This window comes from Desulfosarcina variabilis str. Montpellier (genome assembly GCF_048565275.1).
Taxonomy (GTDB): Bacteria; Desulfobacterota; Desulfobacteria; order Desulfobacterales; family Desulfosarcinaceae; genus Desulfosarcina; species Desulfosarcina variabilis.
The window spans coordinates 7,929,287-7,944,418 of sequence record NZ_CP159846.1 but is presented as its reverse complement, the minus strand read 5'-3'; the positions used below and the strand labels follow the sequence as shown (position 1 = coordinate 7,944,418).

Here is a 15,132-nt window from a genome sequence, read left to right as displayed (position 1 = left end):
CCAGACCCGTTATTTCGGACTTTAGCTCAAACTGAAATTGGGTTTGAGTAAATGGAATCGCATTATAGCCTTGTCGCCGTTACAGTGCAACAACCCTGGCTGTTTATCGTCTGAAAAATGAGAATTATTCCAACCTTTACAAACCGCAGGTGAAAAAATAGCGTTGATCGGTTTAAACCACGATTTCCCAGCAACGATGAATGGTCTTGCGTTTGTGTACATAATCTTCAGGAATCGTGCGGGCAGTGATTTCCTCTATCTGAGATACGTCGAGGGCTTCCATGCGGGCGGTGAAATCTTGATGATTGGTGGAGAAAAACAGCCTGGCACCCGGGCGAAGAATCGCCACCACCGCCTTCAGGAGCCGGGGATGATCCTTGAGAACGTCGAAAGTGATGTTGCGGGTTTTGGTGCTCGAGTAGGAGGGGGGATCAACCACGGCCAGGTCGAAACGCATGCCTTTGCGGCGGGCGCTTTCCAAAAAATCAAAGGTGTGGTCATGTACCAGGTGGTGGGCAGACATATCGAGCCCGTTGAGGATCAGGTTTTTCTTTGCCCACCCGATGGTGCTTTCCGAACGGTCCACGGAAACCGTTGAGCGAGCACCGCCTTTGGCCGCATAACAGGAGAAGGACGCGGTATAACAGTACAGGTTGAGGAAATCTTTGCCGGATGCCATGTCGCGTATCATCTGGCGGGTGTCGCGGTGGTCGGCAAACAGGCCTGTGTCAACATAATCACTGGGATTGACCAGAAATTTCAGATCCCGTTCACGAAGGATGATCTTTTGATCGGTATAATCGATGCGTTGATAGCGCTGGCCATCCTGTTTGCCGGCCCAGCGCTGTTTCAGATGCACCCGATCAGGCGGCACGGCCAGTGCGTCGGCAACAAACCGAGCCATTAACGGCAGCCACTCGGCAGTAGACTGGCGCCGCATGTATTCACCAATGACCAGATGCCCCCCATACCAATCCACGACAGCCCTGATTTCGGGGATATCCCAATCGTATAGCCTGAAGACCTCGATATTCTGCTTGCTAAAGCGCTTGTAAAAATGCCGGAATCGCTTTTTTACGCGGTTGGCCAACATTTCTGCCTGGCGATGAGAGTGATTTGTCGGATTGACGTCTGTGCTCAATTTTCTACTCTATATCCACTGATATCTGCCGGGGTCTGTCTGCTTCGGGCTTGGGGATTTCAACAAGCAGAACCCCATTCTTGAACTTGGCCTTGATCTGTTCCGGTGAGACCATGGCATGCAGCGTGAATGAGCGTTGAAACTTCCCGCACAGGCGTTCACGGCGATAATAGTTCACGGCCTGTCCGGTGGGATCGGTGGTTCGCTCCCCACTAATGGTCATCACGTTGTCTTTGACCTCCACCATTACATCTTCTTTGCTGACACCGGGCAGGTCAATTGCGACAACCACCCCCAGATCTGTTTCGTAAATATCCGCACTGGGGGTCCAGGCACACAGGGACAAGTCGCCATTCTCGTCCATCTGCCGTGGAAATGAGTCGTCAAACAGTTTGTTGATGCGGTCCTGCAAGGTTGCGATGTTGCCTAAAGGATCCCATTTGATGATCGCCATGGCGGCCCTCCCGTTTTTGCTGAATTCAGGCGTTGGTGATTGTTGCAGCCAATAAGATAAAAGGTGGATATGGCAATCGGCGATTTTTCTCAATCTTTTTTATGCAACGTTGGGGAAAAGCATATCCATCCACCGATGCTTGTCAAGCCCCAAGCTGAATTGCCATCCATGAATAAGCCATTGACCATTGATGGAACGGTACTGGCTGGTCTGCCTCAAAAAGTGCCAAGGGGACCAATATCTGATGGATTCGTAAGAATAGAGACTTTTTAGGAGTTCATCAATATTTGGGTCATATGAAAATGCTTTTTTTAGTAGGGCGTGCATGCCACAATTGGCTTGCAAAACCAGTCATTTTCTGGTGAAGTTGCTGGATATTTTAATAAATGGGGAGAACACGCATGAACGAGGACGAGTTTGAAAAGGATGGGGTTGAAAAAGAACCTTCCGAGGATGAAGAAAGTTTTGCCGAGCTGTTTGAATCGTACAGCGCCGGCATGAACGAAAATATCAATGTCGGCGATAGCATCCGCGGGCGAATTATTTCCATCGGCAGCACGAATGTGTTTGTGGATACCGGCACCAAAGTGGATGGTGTGGTGGAGCGCAGCGAACTGCTTGATGAAAACGGCGAGCTTCCATTTGATGTTGGCGATGAGCTGGATCTGTATGTGGTTGCCGCCGATGAGAGCGAAATTCGGCTGTCAAAGGCGATTTCCGGTATCGGCGGGTTGAACATGCTAAGGGATGCCTGGCAGCAGCGCATTCCGGTTGAAGGCAAGGTCGTTGCCTCCATCAAGGGTGGGTTTCATGTGGAGGTGGTCAAGCGGCGGGCCTTTTGTCCAATCAGCCAGATGGACGTGATTTATGTTGAAGATCCCGCCACCTATGTGGGTCAGACCTTGACGTTTATAATCAAGCGGTTTGAAGAAAACGGGCGCAACATCGTGGTATCGCGGCGTGAAATCCTGCAAAAAGAATTGGATGCCAGCCGCAAGGCATTCATGGCCGAGATGACCGAGGATGCCGTCTATGCGGGCAAGGTGGTTCGCCTGGTTCCTTTTGGGGCCTTTGTCTCCCTGGCACCGGGTGTGGAAGGTCTGGTTCATATCAGTGAATTAAGCTGGTCCCGCCTGGACACCCCGGAGCAGGTGGTAAAAGTGGGCGACCAGTTGCAGGTGAAGGTGCTGGGTATCAAAGCAGGCGAAAAACCCGGTTCCCAAAAAATTTCTCTGTCCGTCAAACAGGCCATGGGCGATCCCTGGGCCGATGTGTTGCAGCACGTCCAGGTGGGACAAAAACGCATGGGCAAGGTGACGCGTTGTGCCAATTTTGGTGCGTTTGTCGAACTTTCTCCCGGCATTGAAGGGTTGGTGCACATCAGTGAAATGAGTTACACTAGACGGGTAATGCGACCTGAAGAAGTCGTTGCCCCCGGTGACGAGATCATGGTCATGGTCAAAGAGGTGGATCCGGATCGAAAACGCATTTCGCTGAGTATCAAAGATGCCGAAGGCGACCCCTGGGCCGATGTTGAAGAAAAATTCAAGCCTGGAAAGACCGTCAAGGGACAGGTGGAAAAAAAGGAAGGCTTTGGTATTTTTGTCAACCTGGCACCCGGCATCACCGGGTTGCTTCCCAAATCCAAAATCGCCGCCTCGGAAAAGGCGTCCGAAATTGAATCCGCCAAGCCCGGCGCAATCATCAATGTGACCATTGATCAGATCAACGTCGCCGAACGAAAAATATCCCTGGGCACCGGAGATGTCGCCGACGATCAAAGCTGGCAGGACTATTCCGGCGGCGGGTCTGATTCATTGGGGTCACTGGGCGACCAATTGAAAAAAGCACTATCCCAGAAAAAAAATGGAGGCTGATCATGGTAACTGACACGATTCACGATTTGATCATCATTGGTGGCGGACCGGGCGGGCTTTCGGCGGCCATCTATGCAATGCGGGCGGCCCTCAAGACCGTTCTGATCGAAAAAGGGGTGCCTGGCGGCCAGGTGACCATGAGTGATGAAGTGGAAAATTACCCCGGCTTCATCCATATCAGCGGCGCTGAATTATCCATGAAATTTTCCGAGCATGCCCAATCCTACGATTTGGAAATGATTTCCCAGGAAGTGACCGCCGTGGATCCGGGACTGAATTACCACACCGTACGAATGGCCAATGGGGACATGATAAAAGCCCATGCCGTCATTCTGGCCACCGGCGGTAACCCCAAAAAACTCAATGTTCCCGGCGAGCAGGATCTTTACGGTAAAGGTGTGTCGTATTGCGCGACCTGTGACGGGTTCTTTTTCAGAGGCAAGACCGTTGTCGTCGTCGGCGGTGGTGACAGCGCGGCGGAAGAAGCCCTTTATCTGGCAAAACTGTGCAAAAAGGTGTATATCGCCCATCGCAGGGATGAGCTGCGGGCCAGCAAGATCCTCCAACAGCGTATTTTTGATGACTGCAACATCGAAATGCTCTGGAACACCGTTGTGACCCAGATCAAGGCCGGAAGCGATGGCGTCGAAAAGGTCGGCCTGAAAGACACGGTGACCGCTGCCACGCGTGATCTGGACGTTGATGGTGTTTTTATTTTTATTGGCTTCAACCCCAACAATGAACTGGTCCCCGCCGGTACCCGGATGAACGCCGATGGTCTGGTGGTGACCGATGAAAAATGTGAAACCCGCACGCCCGGTATTTACGTGATTGGGGATCTGCGGGAAAAGTATGCCCGCCAGATCGTACTCTCGGCAGCTGACGGCTGCACGGCCGCGCTGGCGGCAGCCCATTTTGTGGAAGAAAAAAAATCGGTTCAGGGAGACACCTGTGAGTTGCCGCCGGGTAGTGACCAATAGTAGTTGGTCATGCGGCCTTGCCGAAAAAGGGCAAGGTCGACGCTGCTATTTCCCCTGCATGGTGCTGGGGACGGTTCTCCTTTTGCTAATTGTAGGCGGTGATGCTGTCAATGCCTTTGACGTGCCATCACCCGCCCGCCTGATGCGAGAAATGCGTTTCGGGGTGGCGGCCCACGATGTTGATGGGCTGTGGAGTGGTGATTCAAAAGAAAAAGGGCCGGACCTTTGCGCCGAGGTGCTTTTTAACCGGTCGTTGTTGGATTCGTTGTTCGATTGGATCGATATCGGCGTTTACCCGAATGCGGGTATCTCAATCAACACCCGTGGGGACACCAGTAAGGTGTATGGCGGTTTTCGGCTGGAATGGCAGCCGCTAACCGCCCTCATGTTGTCGACCGGTTTGGGGCTGGCGCTGCACAACGGTAAGCGCGACACGGATCTGGCTGACCGGAAATCCTTGGGGGCACAGGTGCTTTTCAGGATTCCCATCGAAATCGGTTGGGTGCTCAATTCCCGTTACCGGCTTGTGCTTGCTTTTGATCACATATCCAATGCGTATCTGTTTTCCCCCAACCAGGGGATGGATACGCTGGGGGTGATGGTGGGGTACCGGTTTTAAAGCGATTTCCTGCCGAAAAAATGATTTGTGTCCATCCTGAAATGCCCTGCTGATTCAATCTCGGCCTCGTCTAAAAAGTTCTCAATGTAATAACAGAAGGAATTTTAAGCCGATTATGTTTGAACTGTTCAAACAGTGGAAAGACAGACACTTTTCCGATCCCCAGCGAGTGATTCTGGGCTTCATGCTGCTGGCCGGAGCGGGCTTGATTTACTTTCTGGGTGGTCTGCTGACGCCGGTTTTTATCAGTATCATTATCGCTTATCTGCTGGACGGCATGGTCGGATTGCTCCAGCGGTCGCATTTGCCGCGAATCGCCGCCGTCTCCATTGTTTTTGCGGTGTTTATGCTCAGCATGGTGGTGATGCTGTTGTGGCTGATGCCTCTGACCGTCAAACAGATCAGCCAGCTGGTGCAGCAATTGCCGGGTATGCTGTACATGGTCAACCACCAACTGCTGCAATTGCCCACCCGATATCCGGATCTGATTTCCGAAAGCCAGGTTCAGGAGTTCATCAGTTTCCTCAACACCGGTATCTCCACCCTGGGCCGACAAGTCTTGACCCTTTCATTGGCCTCGGTGGTGGGGCTGATGCATCTGGTCGTGTATTTGGTGTTGGTGCCGTTTATGGTCTTTTTCCTGCTCAAGGACAAGCGGATGATCCTGGCTTGGGGGAAGCGTTTTCTGCCCGACAACATGGACCTGACCGAATCTGTCTGGCTAGAGGCCAATGATCAGGTGACCAATTACATCCGTGGCAAGGGATGGGAGCTGCTGATCATCTGGGGGATCAGTTATGCTGTGTTCCGGTTGTTGAACCTGCAATTCTCACTATTGATCTCGCTTTTTGTGGGCCTTTCCGTGATCATTCCTTATATTGGCGTGACGGTCATGGGGTTTGTCATGGCCCTGATTGCATTTATCCAATTTGGCTGGAGCAGCGAATTTGCCTGGGCCATGGTTGCCTATGCGGTGATCCAGATTTTAGATGGCAACGTGTTGGCGCCGCTTCTGCTGTCCGGGGTCGTCAACCTTCATCCGGTGGCGATTGTTGTGGCCGTCCTTCTTTTCGGAGGCTTATGGGGCCTTTGGGGGCTGTTTTTCGCCATTCCATTGGCTACCCTGGCCAATGCAGTGATCAAAGCCTGGTTTGCCAGATTGGAACATCGCTCTGATGATACTATTTAGTTACTTTCCTGATTTCCCATCCTAATATTTGTTGTTTTTTGTCAGTTTTGGTTTGTAAATTGCAAATCGGCTGCTTCAGGTATGAAACAGATCGTTGTCGGTTTGGAATGCGCCTTGAAAATCAACACCATTTGCTTTTGTTCAGCGCAGTCCGGAATTGATATTGTCGACAAAAATGCAAGATACCTGTAACCAATAGTTTCGTTAACCTTTATTCATCTCGGCGCCATGCTCTGCGATTGATGGAGAATAGAGGGGCCAGCGAGGACCACCATGAAAGAAACCAGTTTTTTGACGCACAACACCAGAGTTCTGAACGACATTAGAAAGTTACCTGTTTTCGAGCCCTTTCAGGAAGAGGAGCTGCTCAACCTGCTGTCCATGAGCAAGATCCGGCAGTATAAGCCTGGAGAAGTTATCTTCAACCAAGGCAGCGCCGACACGTGGCTCTATTTTTTAATCTACGGAAAAGTGCGGTTGGTCAAGGACGGCAAGCCCGTGACGATGCTCGAAAGCCGCGGGGATGTATTTGGTGAAATGGGGGCCATCGATTGCGCGCCACGCAGCGCATCGGCGGTTGCCCACGGAGAAACGGTTTGTCTGGCATCGGATATTTATTATATTGAGCAGCTTTCTGGAACGGAAAAGCTGGCGTTTGGATATGTGATTTATCGAGTTTTGGCGAGCGTTCTGGCCGGGCGTCTCAGAACGACCACGTCGCAACTGTTGGGGGGGCGTAGTTTGTTTGGGGGTTAGTTTCGAGTCACTGGAAAAAAGGTGTCGTTTGAGCTATAAGGAAACGAAACTGAAATTGAACACCTTTGATCAGGAAAGAACCTTATGGATCTCGACACGAAATTGACAATACTGGCAAGGCTGGACGATATTTATGAAAAATTTATCAGCCAATTTGATCTGGCATGCGAAAAATACTGTGCCCACTGCTGCACCGCCAATGTTACCATGACCACACTGGAAGGGGCTCGGATTTTCGCTCACCTGGAAAAGACCGGTCAACGCCAATATCTGGAAACAATCAGCAAACACGCGCATCCCGACCGTTTTGTGCCCCAGGTGACAATCAATCACCTGGCCGACATCTGCGCCAAGGATGGCGATCCTCCGGAAGAACATTTTAACCCTGAGGCCGGCCCGTGTCCGATTTTGGAAAAAGACGCCTGTCCATTGTACGCGGTACGGCCCTATGGGTGTCGGTGCATGGTGTCGGCCAGAAATTGTGGGCAGACCGGTGCTGCCGATATGGATCCCTTTATCCTGACGGTCAATGATGTGTTTCTCCAACACCTGGAACATATTGACGCGCAGGGATACACCGGTAACTTTGCCGATGTGATGAAATTCCTGGCATCCGCGGAAAATCGCGCCGACTATGCCGGCGGCAGGCTTGGACCGGCACCAGACGGCCTGATTGCCAATCAACCCGTGTTCGTACTCATGATCCCACCAGAGCACCGCGAGCGGATTCAGCCCCTGCTCGAACAGATCAGAAGCATCCAGGTTTAATTTTACCCTATCCGAGAAAAGGGACGTCATGCAAACCTATCCCATTCCCATGGTTCCCGGACCCGTTCTTGTCCCCGAAACCATCCGGCAAGTGTATCTACAGCCTTACGGTTCCGGTGATTTGGAAACGGAATTTGTTGACCTCTATACCCGCGCCCAGCGCCGGTTGAAGGAAATTTTTACCACCCGTGACGACATCGTGATCATGTCCGGAGAGGGCATGCTCGGCCTGTGGAGCGCCTTGAAAAGCTGTCTGGTACCGGGTGACCGCGTATTGGCGGTGGCGACCGGGGTGTTTGGGTATGGTATCGGTGAAATGGCCCAATCCATTGGTGCCGATGTGAAAACCATCGGATTCAGCTACGATGAGACCATCAATGATATGGCCCGCATCGAAGCGGCCATTGCTGATTTTAAACCGCGCATGATAACGGCCGTCCATTGTGAAACACCATCAGGCACCCTGAACCCGCTGGAAGCGTTGGGAGAACTGAAAAACACATCCAACGTACCGTTGTTTTATGTGGACACCGTGGCGGGTGCCGGTGGTGTACCGGTGCTTGCCGACGACTGGCATATTGATTTGTGTCTGGGTGGATCCCAGAAATGCCTGTCCGCGCCACCGGACATGACCTTTTTGTCGGTAAGTCCCAAGGCCTGGGAAATTATCGAGGCCGTCGATTATGTGGGATATGATGCCTTGAAGCCTTTTAAACAGGCTGTTGATAACCGCTATTTCCCCTACACGCCCAGTTGGCAGGGCGTGGCCGCCCTATTTGCCGCAGCCGGGCTGCTTTTGGATGAAGGCCTGGAAAACAGTTTCAAGCGTCACGATCAAGTGGCCCGCCGGTGCCGCCAGCGTTTGGTGGACCTGGGGATCGATCTGTTCCCCGCACCCGGTGCCGTCCCGTCGCCCACGGTAACGGCGGCAAAGATTCCCGAGGGGTTTACCTGGGACAGCTGGGATCGGCGCTTGCGCGACGGTGGACTGGTGGTGGCGGGAAGTTACGGTCCGCTGGCTGAAAAAGTATTCCGGATCGGACACATGGGGTCCCAGGCGAATCTGGAAATGGTCGATGAGGCATTGGATGTGATTGCCGCCGCACTTTAAGACGGATTCGTAAAAAGTCCGATATCGGCGTTACGCGTATCCTTCGTCACTGCGGAGTACAATAAAGTACGCCTCCTTCCTCAGGATTCGCAAGCCTTGATCTCGGGCTTTTTACGAATCCGTCCGAACAAAGACTTTTTACGAGTTCATCAAGATTAACGCCCAATAAACAGCTGTTCTTAGAGTATACGCTGAGATGTTGTTGCCATTGTTTAAGCTGCCCTCTCTTTCTAAGTTGCCCCCTCGTCAGAAGCGGATTGTTATCATCGTCGCTTCTGTTTTTATTTTCTATCTTCTTTTTGGCTTTTTCGGTGCACCACTGATCGTGCGTGGTGTTCTGGAAAAAAAAGTGGCCAAGATTATCGGCCGCCCCGTGTCGGTGGCAACGGTGCGTGTCAACCCACTGACCTTGTCGGTTACGTTTCGAGATTTAAAAGCCAGCGAAAAGGACGATACGCCATTTATCCAGGTGGATGAAGCCTATGCCAACCTTCAGGTTTCATCCGTTTTCAGGCGGGCGGTGGTGCTGAAAACCATTCGGCTGATCACCCCGGACATCCATCTGGTGCGATTTGGCGATACGGCGTTTAATTTTTCGGATATCGGCCAGGACGCTGCGGCCCAGCCCCCTGATGCCGAGCAAACAACCGATGCCGGCGGGACCGGGCTGATGATCGGCGATCTAACCATCACGGGCGGTCACATCGCCCTGGACGATCGGGTGGTCTCGGTGAACCACCGTATCGAAGACCTCAATCTGAACATTCGGCATCTCTCTTTTCGGCCGGCGGATGTGGATGACGCCACCGATTTCGACTTGTCGGCGCGCATCAACGATGCCGGTGTTGTTTTGAAAGGGCAGAGTCGACCCTTTCGGACTGACCGTCAGACGCACGCATCGATGCATCTGACGACGGTCAGCCTGCTTTACTATCTGCCCTACGTGACCCTGCCGCCCAATTTGATCATCCAATCCTTCGGCCTGGAAACGGAAAACGAAATCGATTTCAGGTTGCTGGCCGATGGTCAGCCGGAACTGGTGGTGGCCGGGCAGACCACATTCAATGATGTACGGGCGACCGACGGCCGTGGTGCCCCCTTTGTTTACCACCCCCGCCTCTCATTTGACCTGCTGCCCTCGAAAATACTGACTGGCGAACTTCGGTTCGGCAGGATCGAAAGCGATAGGCCGGAATATCACTTGAAACGCCTTGCCTCGGGTAATGTGTATCTGCCATTTTTGGCTGAAACCGCATTCGAAAAAGCCGAGGAGAAGGCAAAAACCGATGCCACGGGGATGTTCCAGCCAGAGGTGACCATCAACACCTTGAACCTGTCCCGGGCTGTCGTGCACCTGACGGATCTGTCGAACCGTCAGCCGTTTTCCACCACCATTTCCCGCCTTGACCTGGCCGTTGAAAATATTGAACTCAACAGCGACCGAATGGCTGCTTACCGGTTGTCCCTGGAAACCGATGCCGGAGAAGCGGCAAGCCTCCGGGGGACTGCCTGTTTAAAGCCCTTGCAGGCTGTTGGCAAGGTCTCTTTAACGGACATCAAGGTCCCCCGTTATGCACCGTATGTTCAGGACCGGTTTGGGTTCAAAACCACCTCGGGGCGGCTGTCGCTAAGTGGCAACGTTCGTTTTTCCCAGGCTGACTCCACCCAGGTGACCTTTTCCGGGCTTCATCTGCAGGCTGAAGACCTGAACCTGCAAGATAATAAAAACGATGCCCCGCTGCTTTGCCTGGGCCGGTTGGATGTGGCCGACACCACTTTCGATCTGTCCGGCCAACAAATCAGCCTGGGCCGTGTTGCCCTTGACGATACCCAGCTTTTTTGCCGCCGGGAAAAAGACGGCCGGCTGAATTGGGTGGAGGCCTTCAGCCCGTTTGCCTGCGACGGTTCCAAGACGCATGGGAGGACACCGACCCCGGATGTTGAATCCGAAACAAAACGCCCCGCCGAGTCCTTTGTGGTCAACATGGCCAACCTTGGTATTTCCGATGTGACGGTGGATGTCGTGGATGCCGTGCCTTCAGAACCGGTTCACCTGCGGATGGACAAACTTACCCTGTCGGCCACGGATCTATCCAGTGCCTCGGGCCAAACGGGCCGGGCGGAGTTGGGTTTCAATTGGGCGGACAAGGGACAGGTCCAGATCGGGGGCAAGGTGGCCCTCAATCCGGTTGCGCTGGATTTGAGCGTCAATATCGACTCCCTGGATATGCGTCCTTTTCAGCCCTATCTTTCCGAGCATGCCGGGGTTATCGTCACCCAGGGATTGTTCAACATCGGCGGACAGTTGCAACTGAGCCACAAAAAGACCGATGATCTGCCTGAGATTGTTTACCAGGGGGATGCCCAGATCGGCCATTTTGCCTCCATCGATAGGAAAAACGCCAATGACTTTCTCAACTGGGAGGGATTGCGGTTTGATACGCTCCGCGTCACGACAAATCCGTTGGCGGTATCCGTGGGTCAGATTCAAATGAATGATTTTTTTGCCCGCGTGATTGTCGATCCGCAAGGCAATCTTAACCTGATCACCATGCTTGAGCCACCGGTCGCCCCCTCAACAAACGACGATCCGTCCACCGCCTCAACCGGGACGGTTGACAATGCGGGGGACAACAGTGACCAGCCAAAAATCCAGATCGGCCAAATTCACTTCAACGGTGGCGATGTGGACCTTTCCGACCAGTTCATCAAACCCAATTTCAGGGCACGATTCCAAAAATTAAGCGGACAGGTATCCGGCCTTGCTTCCATTGAAGAAAAAAAGGCCGATGTACTTCTGGAGGGGATGTGGGGCAGTCATGCCCCGGTGAAAATCAGCGGCCAGATCAATCCGCTGATCGACAACCCGTTCGTGGATTTGACCCTGAACATCTCAGATATTGAGCTAAGCCCCTTCTCGCCCTATTCTGGAAAATACATCGGCTACATTCTGGAAAAAGGGAAACTGACCTTCAATGTGGATTATTTTTTGGAGAACCGCAAACTGGAGGGAAAGAACAGCATTTCCATCGACCAGCTGACCCTCGGTGATTCGGTGGACAGCCCGGATGCCGTGGACCTGCCCATCAAACTGGCCGTTGCCCTGCTCAAGGACCGTGATGGAAACATCCAGTTGGATCTGCCGGTGAGCGGCAGTCTCGACGATCCCCGTTTTAAAGTCAGCAAAGTCGTCCTGACGGTCCTGAAAAACCTCGTCGTCAAAATCGTTTCCTCTCCCTTTGCCGCCCTGAGCAATCTGGCCGGCGGACAAGGCGAAGCATTGCGCTTCCTGGAATTTGAATCCGGCGGCAGTGTAATCAATGCAGAGAATTCCGCAAAGTTGGACAAACTGGCCACCATTTTGTTTGAACGGCCCGCATTGAACCTGGATATAAAGGGCGAGGCCGTTTCACAGGCGGACCGGCAAGGGCTGCAATCCATCTTGCTTGAAAACCGTCTCAAGGCCAAGAAATTGCGGGAGATGATGAAATCAGGAAAAAGTGCTGTGCCGCTTGAAGATATTACGATCAGTGCTAAGGAGCGAGTGTCCCTGATCGGCTCGGTGTTTGATTCCGCCGACATTCCTGCGCCGGTGGACAGCAGCGGAAAACCGGTAGACCTGACGCCTTCAATCATGGAACAATTACTGCTTGAGCATACCCCCGTCACTGAGAATGATTATCGCCATCTGGCGAACCTGCGTGCCTTGAATGCCAAGGATTACCTCATCAAGCATGGCCAGGTGGCGCGGCACCGCCTTTTTATCGTTGAGCCTCGAATCGGCCTTGCCGATACGGGGCAGGAAACGGCTGCAACCGGCCGTGTTGTTTTCAGCCTGAGATAGTTCTGTAATCATTTTGCTCCAATTGTTGCCAACATGATTACATGTATGTTACATATCAGAAAACAATACCAGCGGTTGATGCACTTATTTGTTATAAACCGTGACAACCGTCGCTTCTGAATTTTTCATTGTAGGGGCCTTTTTACTGTAAAGGGTAGCCCATCACTTCTCTTGCTCTTACGATGCGGGTTTGCTTGTGTGTCAGTAAGTTTGCTGATTTACTGGTGGCAAATCATCGTATGTGTTCATCTTGAGCGTGATTATCTGACCCCTTTCTGCGTATCTTACTCCGACTGTACGTTCCGGATTCAGCTTGCCGGACATGATACTGTTCTGAAGATTAACCAAAATCTTTAACAAGGATGGTTTCATGAAGACAGTCATTTTTATTACGTTGGGATTCATGATGATCAGTCTTATGATCGTTGTGGATCGATGGCAAACCCATGACTGGCTCAAGGACCGGGAAAGCGCACTGAACGCATCGGCTCAACTGCTCAAGGTGCGTATCGAGGATTCAATTACTGCCCGGCTCAATGCCGTCGAGGCACTGGCCGCCCTTTTTGCGGCCCATCCAAAGACCAATGCGGATGGTTTCTCTGGGTTTGCTGCCCATCTGCTTCAAGCCAATCCCCCCATCCGTGCGCTTCAGTTCGCAGATCGCGATACACGTGTCAAATATGTTTACCCGGCCAGGGGAAATGAAATAACAATTTCACAGCCCAACGTTTTGCTGTCGGACGCCCAACGCGGACCTTTTGTGAAAAAAGCCATCGATACTCGGCAGGCAACCCTTCAGGGGCCTTTTGCCCTGCGTCAAGGTGGAAATGGTGTCGTTTTGCGGGTTCCCATCTTCAGCGCAGACGCATTTTTCGGCCTGGCCATTGCTGTCTATGACGTGCCTGTTCTCCTTTCTGAGGCTATGGATGGAATCAACTTCGATCAGTTGAACTGCTGCCTGTTGGACGGGGAAGGGACCATTTTTTCCGGAAAGGACTGTTTTAGACACGGTGCGGTTCACCTGCCGGTTTTTGTTGCCGATCAACAATGGACCCTGATGCTCAATTGGGTGACCCATGCCGCCCAGCCGCCATGGTCAAATCGTTTGATTCTGTGGTGCAGCGGGCTTGGCTGCCTGATTCTGATGTCCTTTTTCGTGCAGATCATCTGGCGACTGGTAGACCGCATAAAAACACACCATGAAGACCAGAAGGTGTCCAAAAGGCTTCGGCAAACGCAAAAAATGGAAGCCATTGGAACCCTGGCCGGCGGAATTGCCCATGACTTCAACAACATTTTATCGGCAATTCTCGGGTACACCGAGCTGGCCCAGCTAAAATTGCCGGATGACAGTGAAATCCAAAAGGACCTGCATCAAGTTATCGTGGCCGGCAACCGCGCCAAGGATCTGGTCTCTCAAATTCTCACGTTCAGCCGTCAAACGGAACAGTCTTTCAAACCGGTGCAGATCAAGATTATCATCAAAGAAACCCTCAAGCTTCTTAGAGCCTCACTACCGGCGACCATTGATATCAAAGCACACATCAACAGTGATGCCTATGTTTTTGCCGATGCCACCCAAGTGCATCAGGTGATCCTGAATTTGTGCACCAATGCCGGTTACGCCATGCGAGAAAACGGCGGTACCCTGGAAGTCGAGCTGGAAAGTCTGGAATTGGATGCTGAATTCGTCAACCGGCACCCCGGACTGCAGGTGGGGTATCATATCAAACTGACCGTCAGTGATGACGGCTGCGGTATTCCCCATCAGGTTATGGAACGGATATTCGATCCATTTTTTACCACCAAGGAAAAAGGGGACGGAACGGGAATGGGGCTGGCGGTGGTGCATGGCATTGTCAAAAGCCACGGCGGTGTTATCAATGCTTATAGTGTGCCGGGAAAAGGCTCTTCTTTTCATGTGTTTTTGCCCGCCATCGAAAGGCGCGTGGCCATTGAAACCAGGCCTCTGAAAGAACTGCCCAAAGGAACGGAACGTATCCTTTTGGTGGATGATGAAGAACCGCTATGCACACTTGGAAAATGTATGCTCGAGACCCAGGGCTATCAAGTGACGGCGACTCGAACCAGCTCCGATGCCCTGTCCCTTTTTCAACAAAATCCTCACCAGTTTGATCTGATCTTGACCGATCTGACCATGCCCAAACTGACCGGCGATCGGTTGGCCATGGAAATGCTCAAAATCAGAGCCGATATTCCCATCATTCTTTGCACTGGCTTCAGTGCCACGGTTGACGAAGAGCGGGCCAAAGCCATTGGCATCCGTGCGTTTGTGCATAAACCGATTCTCCGGCACCAAATTTGTACGACCGTGCGCCAGGTGCTTGATCAAACCATCGGTAAAACACTGCTGAGAAATTGAGCGGCCCGTA

General features: G+C 52.3%; 12 protein-coding genes. 10 read left to right on the top strand and 2 right to left on the bottom strand.

Annotation, left to right across the window (positions count from 1 at the left end):
- Positions 1-172 precede the first annotated feature (172 nt).
- A complete protein-coding gene (locus Dvar_RS35975; RefSeq protein ID WP_419658140.1) occupies positions 173-1,141 on the bottom strand; it encodes a class I SAM-dependent methyltransferase in 969 nt (322 codons plus the stop codon).
- 4 nt (positions 1,142-1,145) lie between these two features.
- On the bottom strand, positions 1,146-1,595 hold the full coding sequence (locus Dvar_RS35970; RefSeq protein WP_419658139.1) for an Hsp20/alpha crystallin family protein: 450 nt from the start codon (positions 1,593-1,595) through the stop codon (positions 1,146-1,148).
- Between the two features lie 69 nt (positions 1,596-1,664).
- On the opposite strand from Dvar_RS35970, the gene Dvar_RS35965 reads away from it, so the two are divergent.
- The 10 genes from Dvar_RS35965 to Dvar_RS35920 all read left to right on the top strand — a co-directional run bounded on the left by Dvar_RS35965 (position 1,665) and on the right by Dvar_RS35920 (position 15,122).
- The gene (locus Dvar_RS35965; protein WP_419658137.1) at positions 1,665-1,868 is read left to right on the top strand and encodes a hypothetical protein; all 204 of its coding nucleotides are present in this window, start codon (positions 1,665-1,667) and stop codon (positions 1,866-1,868) included.
- A gap of 128 nt (positions 1,869-1,996) precedes the next feature.
- Positions 1,997-3,472 carry a 30S ribosomal protein S1 gene (locus tag Dvar_RS35960; RefSeq protein ID WP_419658136.1) on the top strand — a complete coding sequence of 492 codons (1,476 nt, stop codon included), beginning with the start codon at positions 1,997-1,999 and terminating at the stop codon, positions 3,470-3,472.
- 2 nt (positions 3,473-3,474) lie between these two features.
- Positions 3,475-4,452, top strand: a complete 978-nt coding sequence (trxB, locus tag Dvar_RS35955; protein WP_419658134.1) for a thioredoxin-disulfide reductase — start codon at positions 3,475-3,477, stop codon at positions 4,450-4,452.
- Positions 4,424-5,071 (top strand): acyloxyacyl hydrolase, encoded by a 648-nt coding sequence (locus tag Dvar_RS35950; protein WP_419658132.1) that lies wholly within the window; start codon positions 4,424-4,426, stop codon positions 5,069-5,071. The genes trxB and Dvar_RS35950 overlap by 29 nt, the downstream gene beginning before the upstream one ends.
- Positions 5,072-5,186: 115 nt before the next feature.
- Positions 5,187-6,260: an AI-2E family transporter gene (locus Dvar_RS35945; protein ID WP_419658130.1), complete on the top strand. Its 1,074-nt coding sequence runs from the start codon at positions 5,187-5,189 to the stop codon at positions 6,258-6,260.
- Positions 6,261-6,533: 273 nt separating this feature from the next.
- On the top strand, positions 6,534-7,016 hold the full coding sequence (locus tag Dvar_RS35940) for a cyclic nucleotide-binding domain-containing protein (RefSeq protein WP_419658128.1): 483 nt from the start codon (positions 6,534-6,536) through the stop codon (positions 7,014-7,016).
- A gap of 84 nt (positions 7,017-7,100) precedes the next feature.
- Entirely contained in the window at positions 7,101-7,784 is a 684-nt protein-coding gene (locus tag Dvar_RS35935) for a YkgJ family cysteine cluster protein (protein WP_419658126.1), read from the top strand.
- 28 nt (positions 7,785-7,812) lie between these two features.
- Positions 7,813-8,895, top strand: a complete 1,083-nt coding sequence (locus tag Dvar_RS35930; protein WP_419658124.1) for a pyridoxal-phosphate-dependent aminotransferase family protein — start codon at positions 7,813-7,815, stop codon at positions 8,893-8,895.
- 202 nt (positions 8,896-9,097) lie between these two features.
- Positions 9,098-12,739, top strand: coding sequence for a DUF748 domain-containing protein (locus tag Dvar_RS35925; RefSeq protein ID WP_419658122.1), 3,642 nt, complete (start codon positions 9,098-9,100; stop codon positions 12,737-12,739).
- A 370-nt stretch (positions 12,740-13,109) separates the two neighbouring features.
- Complete coding sequence (locus Dvar_RS35920) at positions 13,110-15,122, top strand: ATP-binding protein (RefSeq protein ID WP_419658121.1); 2,013 nt, start codon at positions 13,110-13,112, stop codon at positions 15,120-15,122.
- Positions 15,123-15,132: the final 10 nt, after the last annotated feature.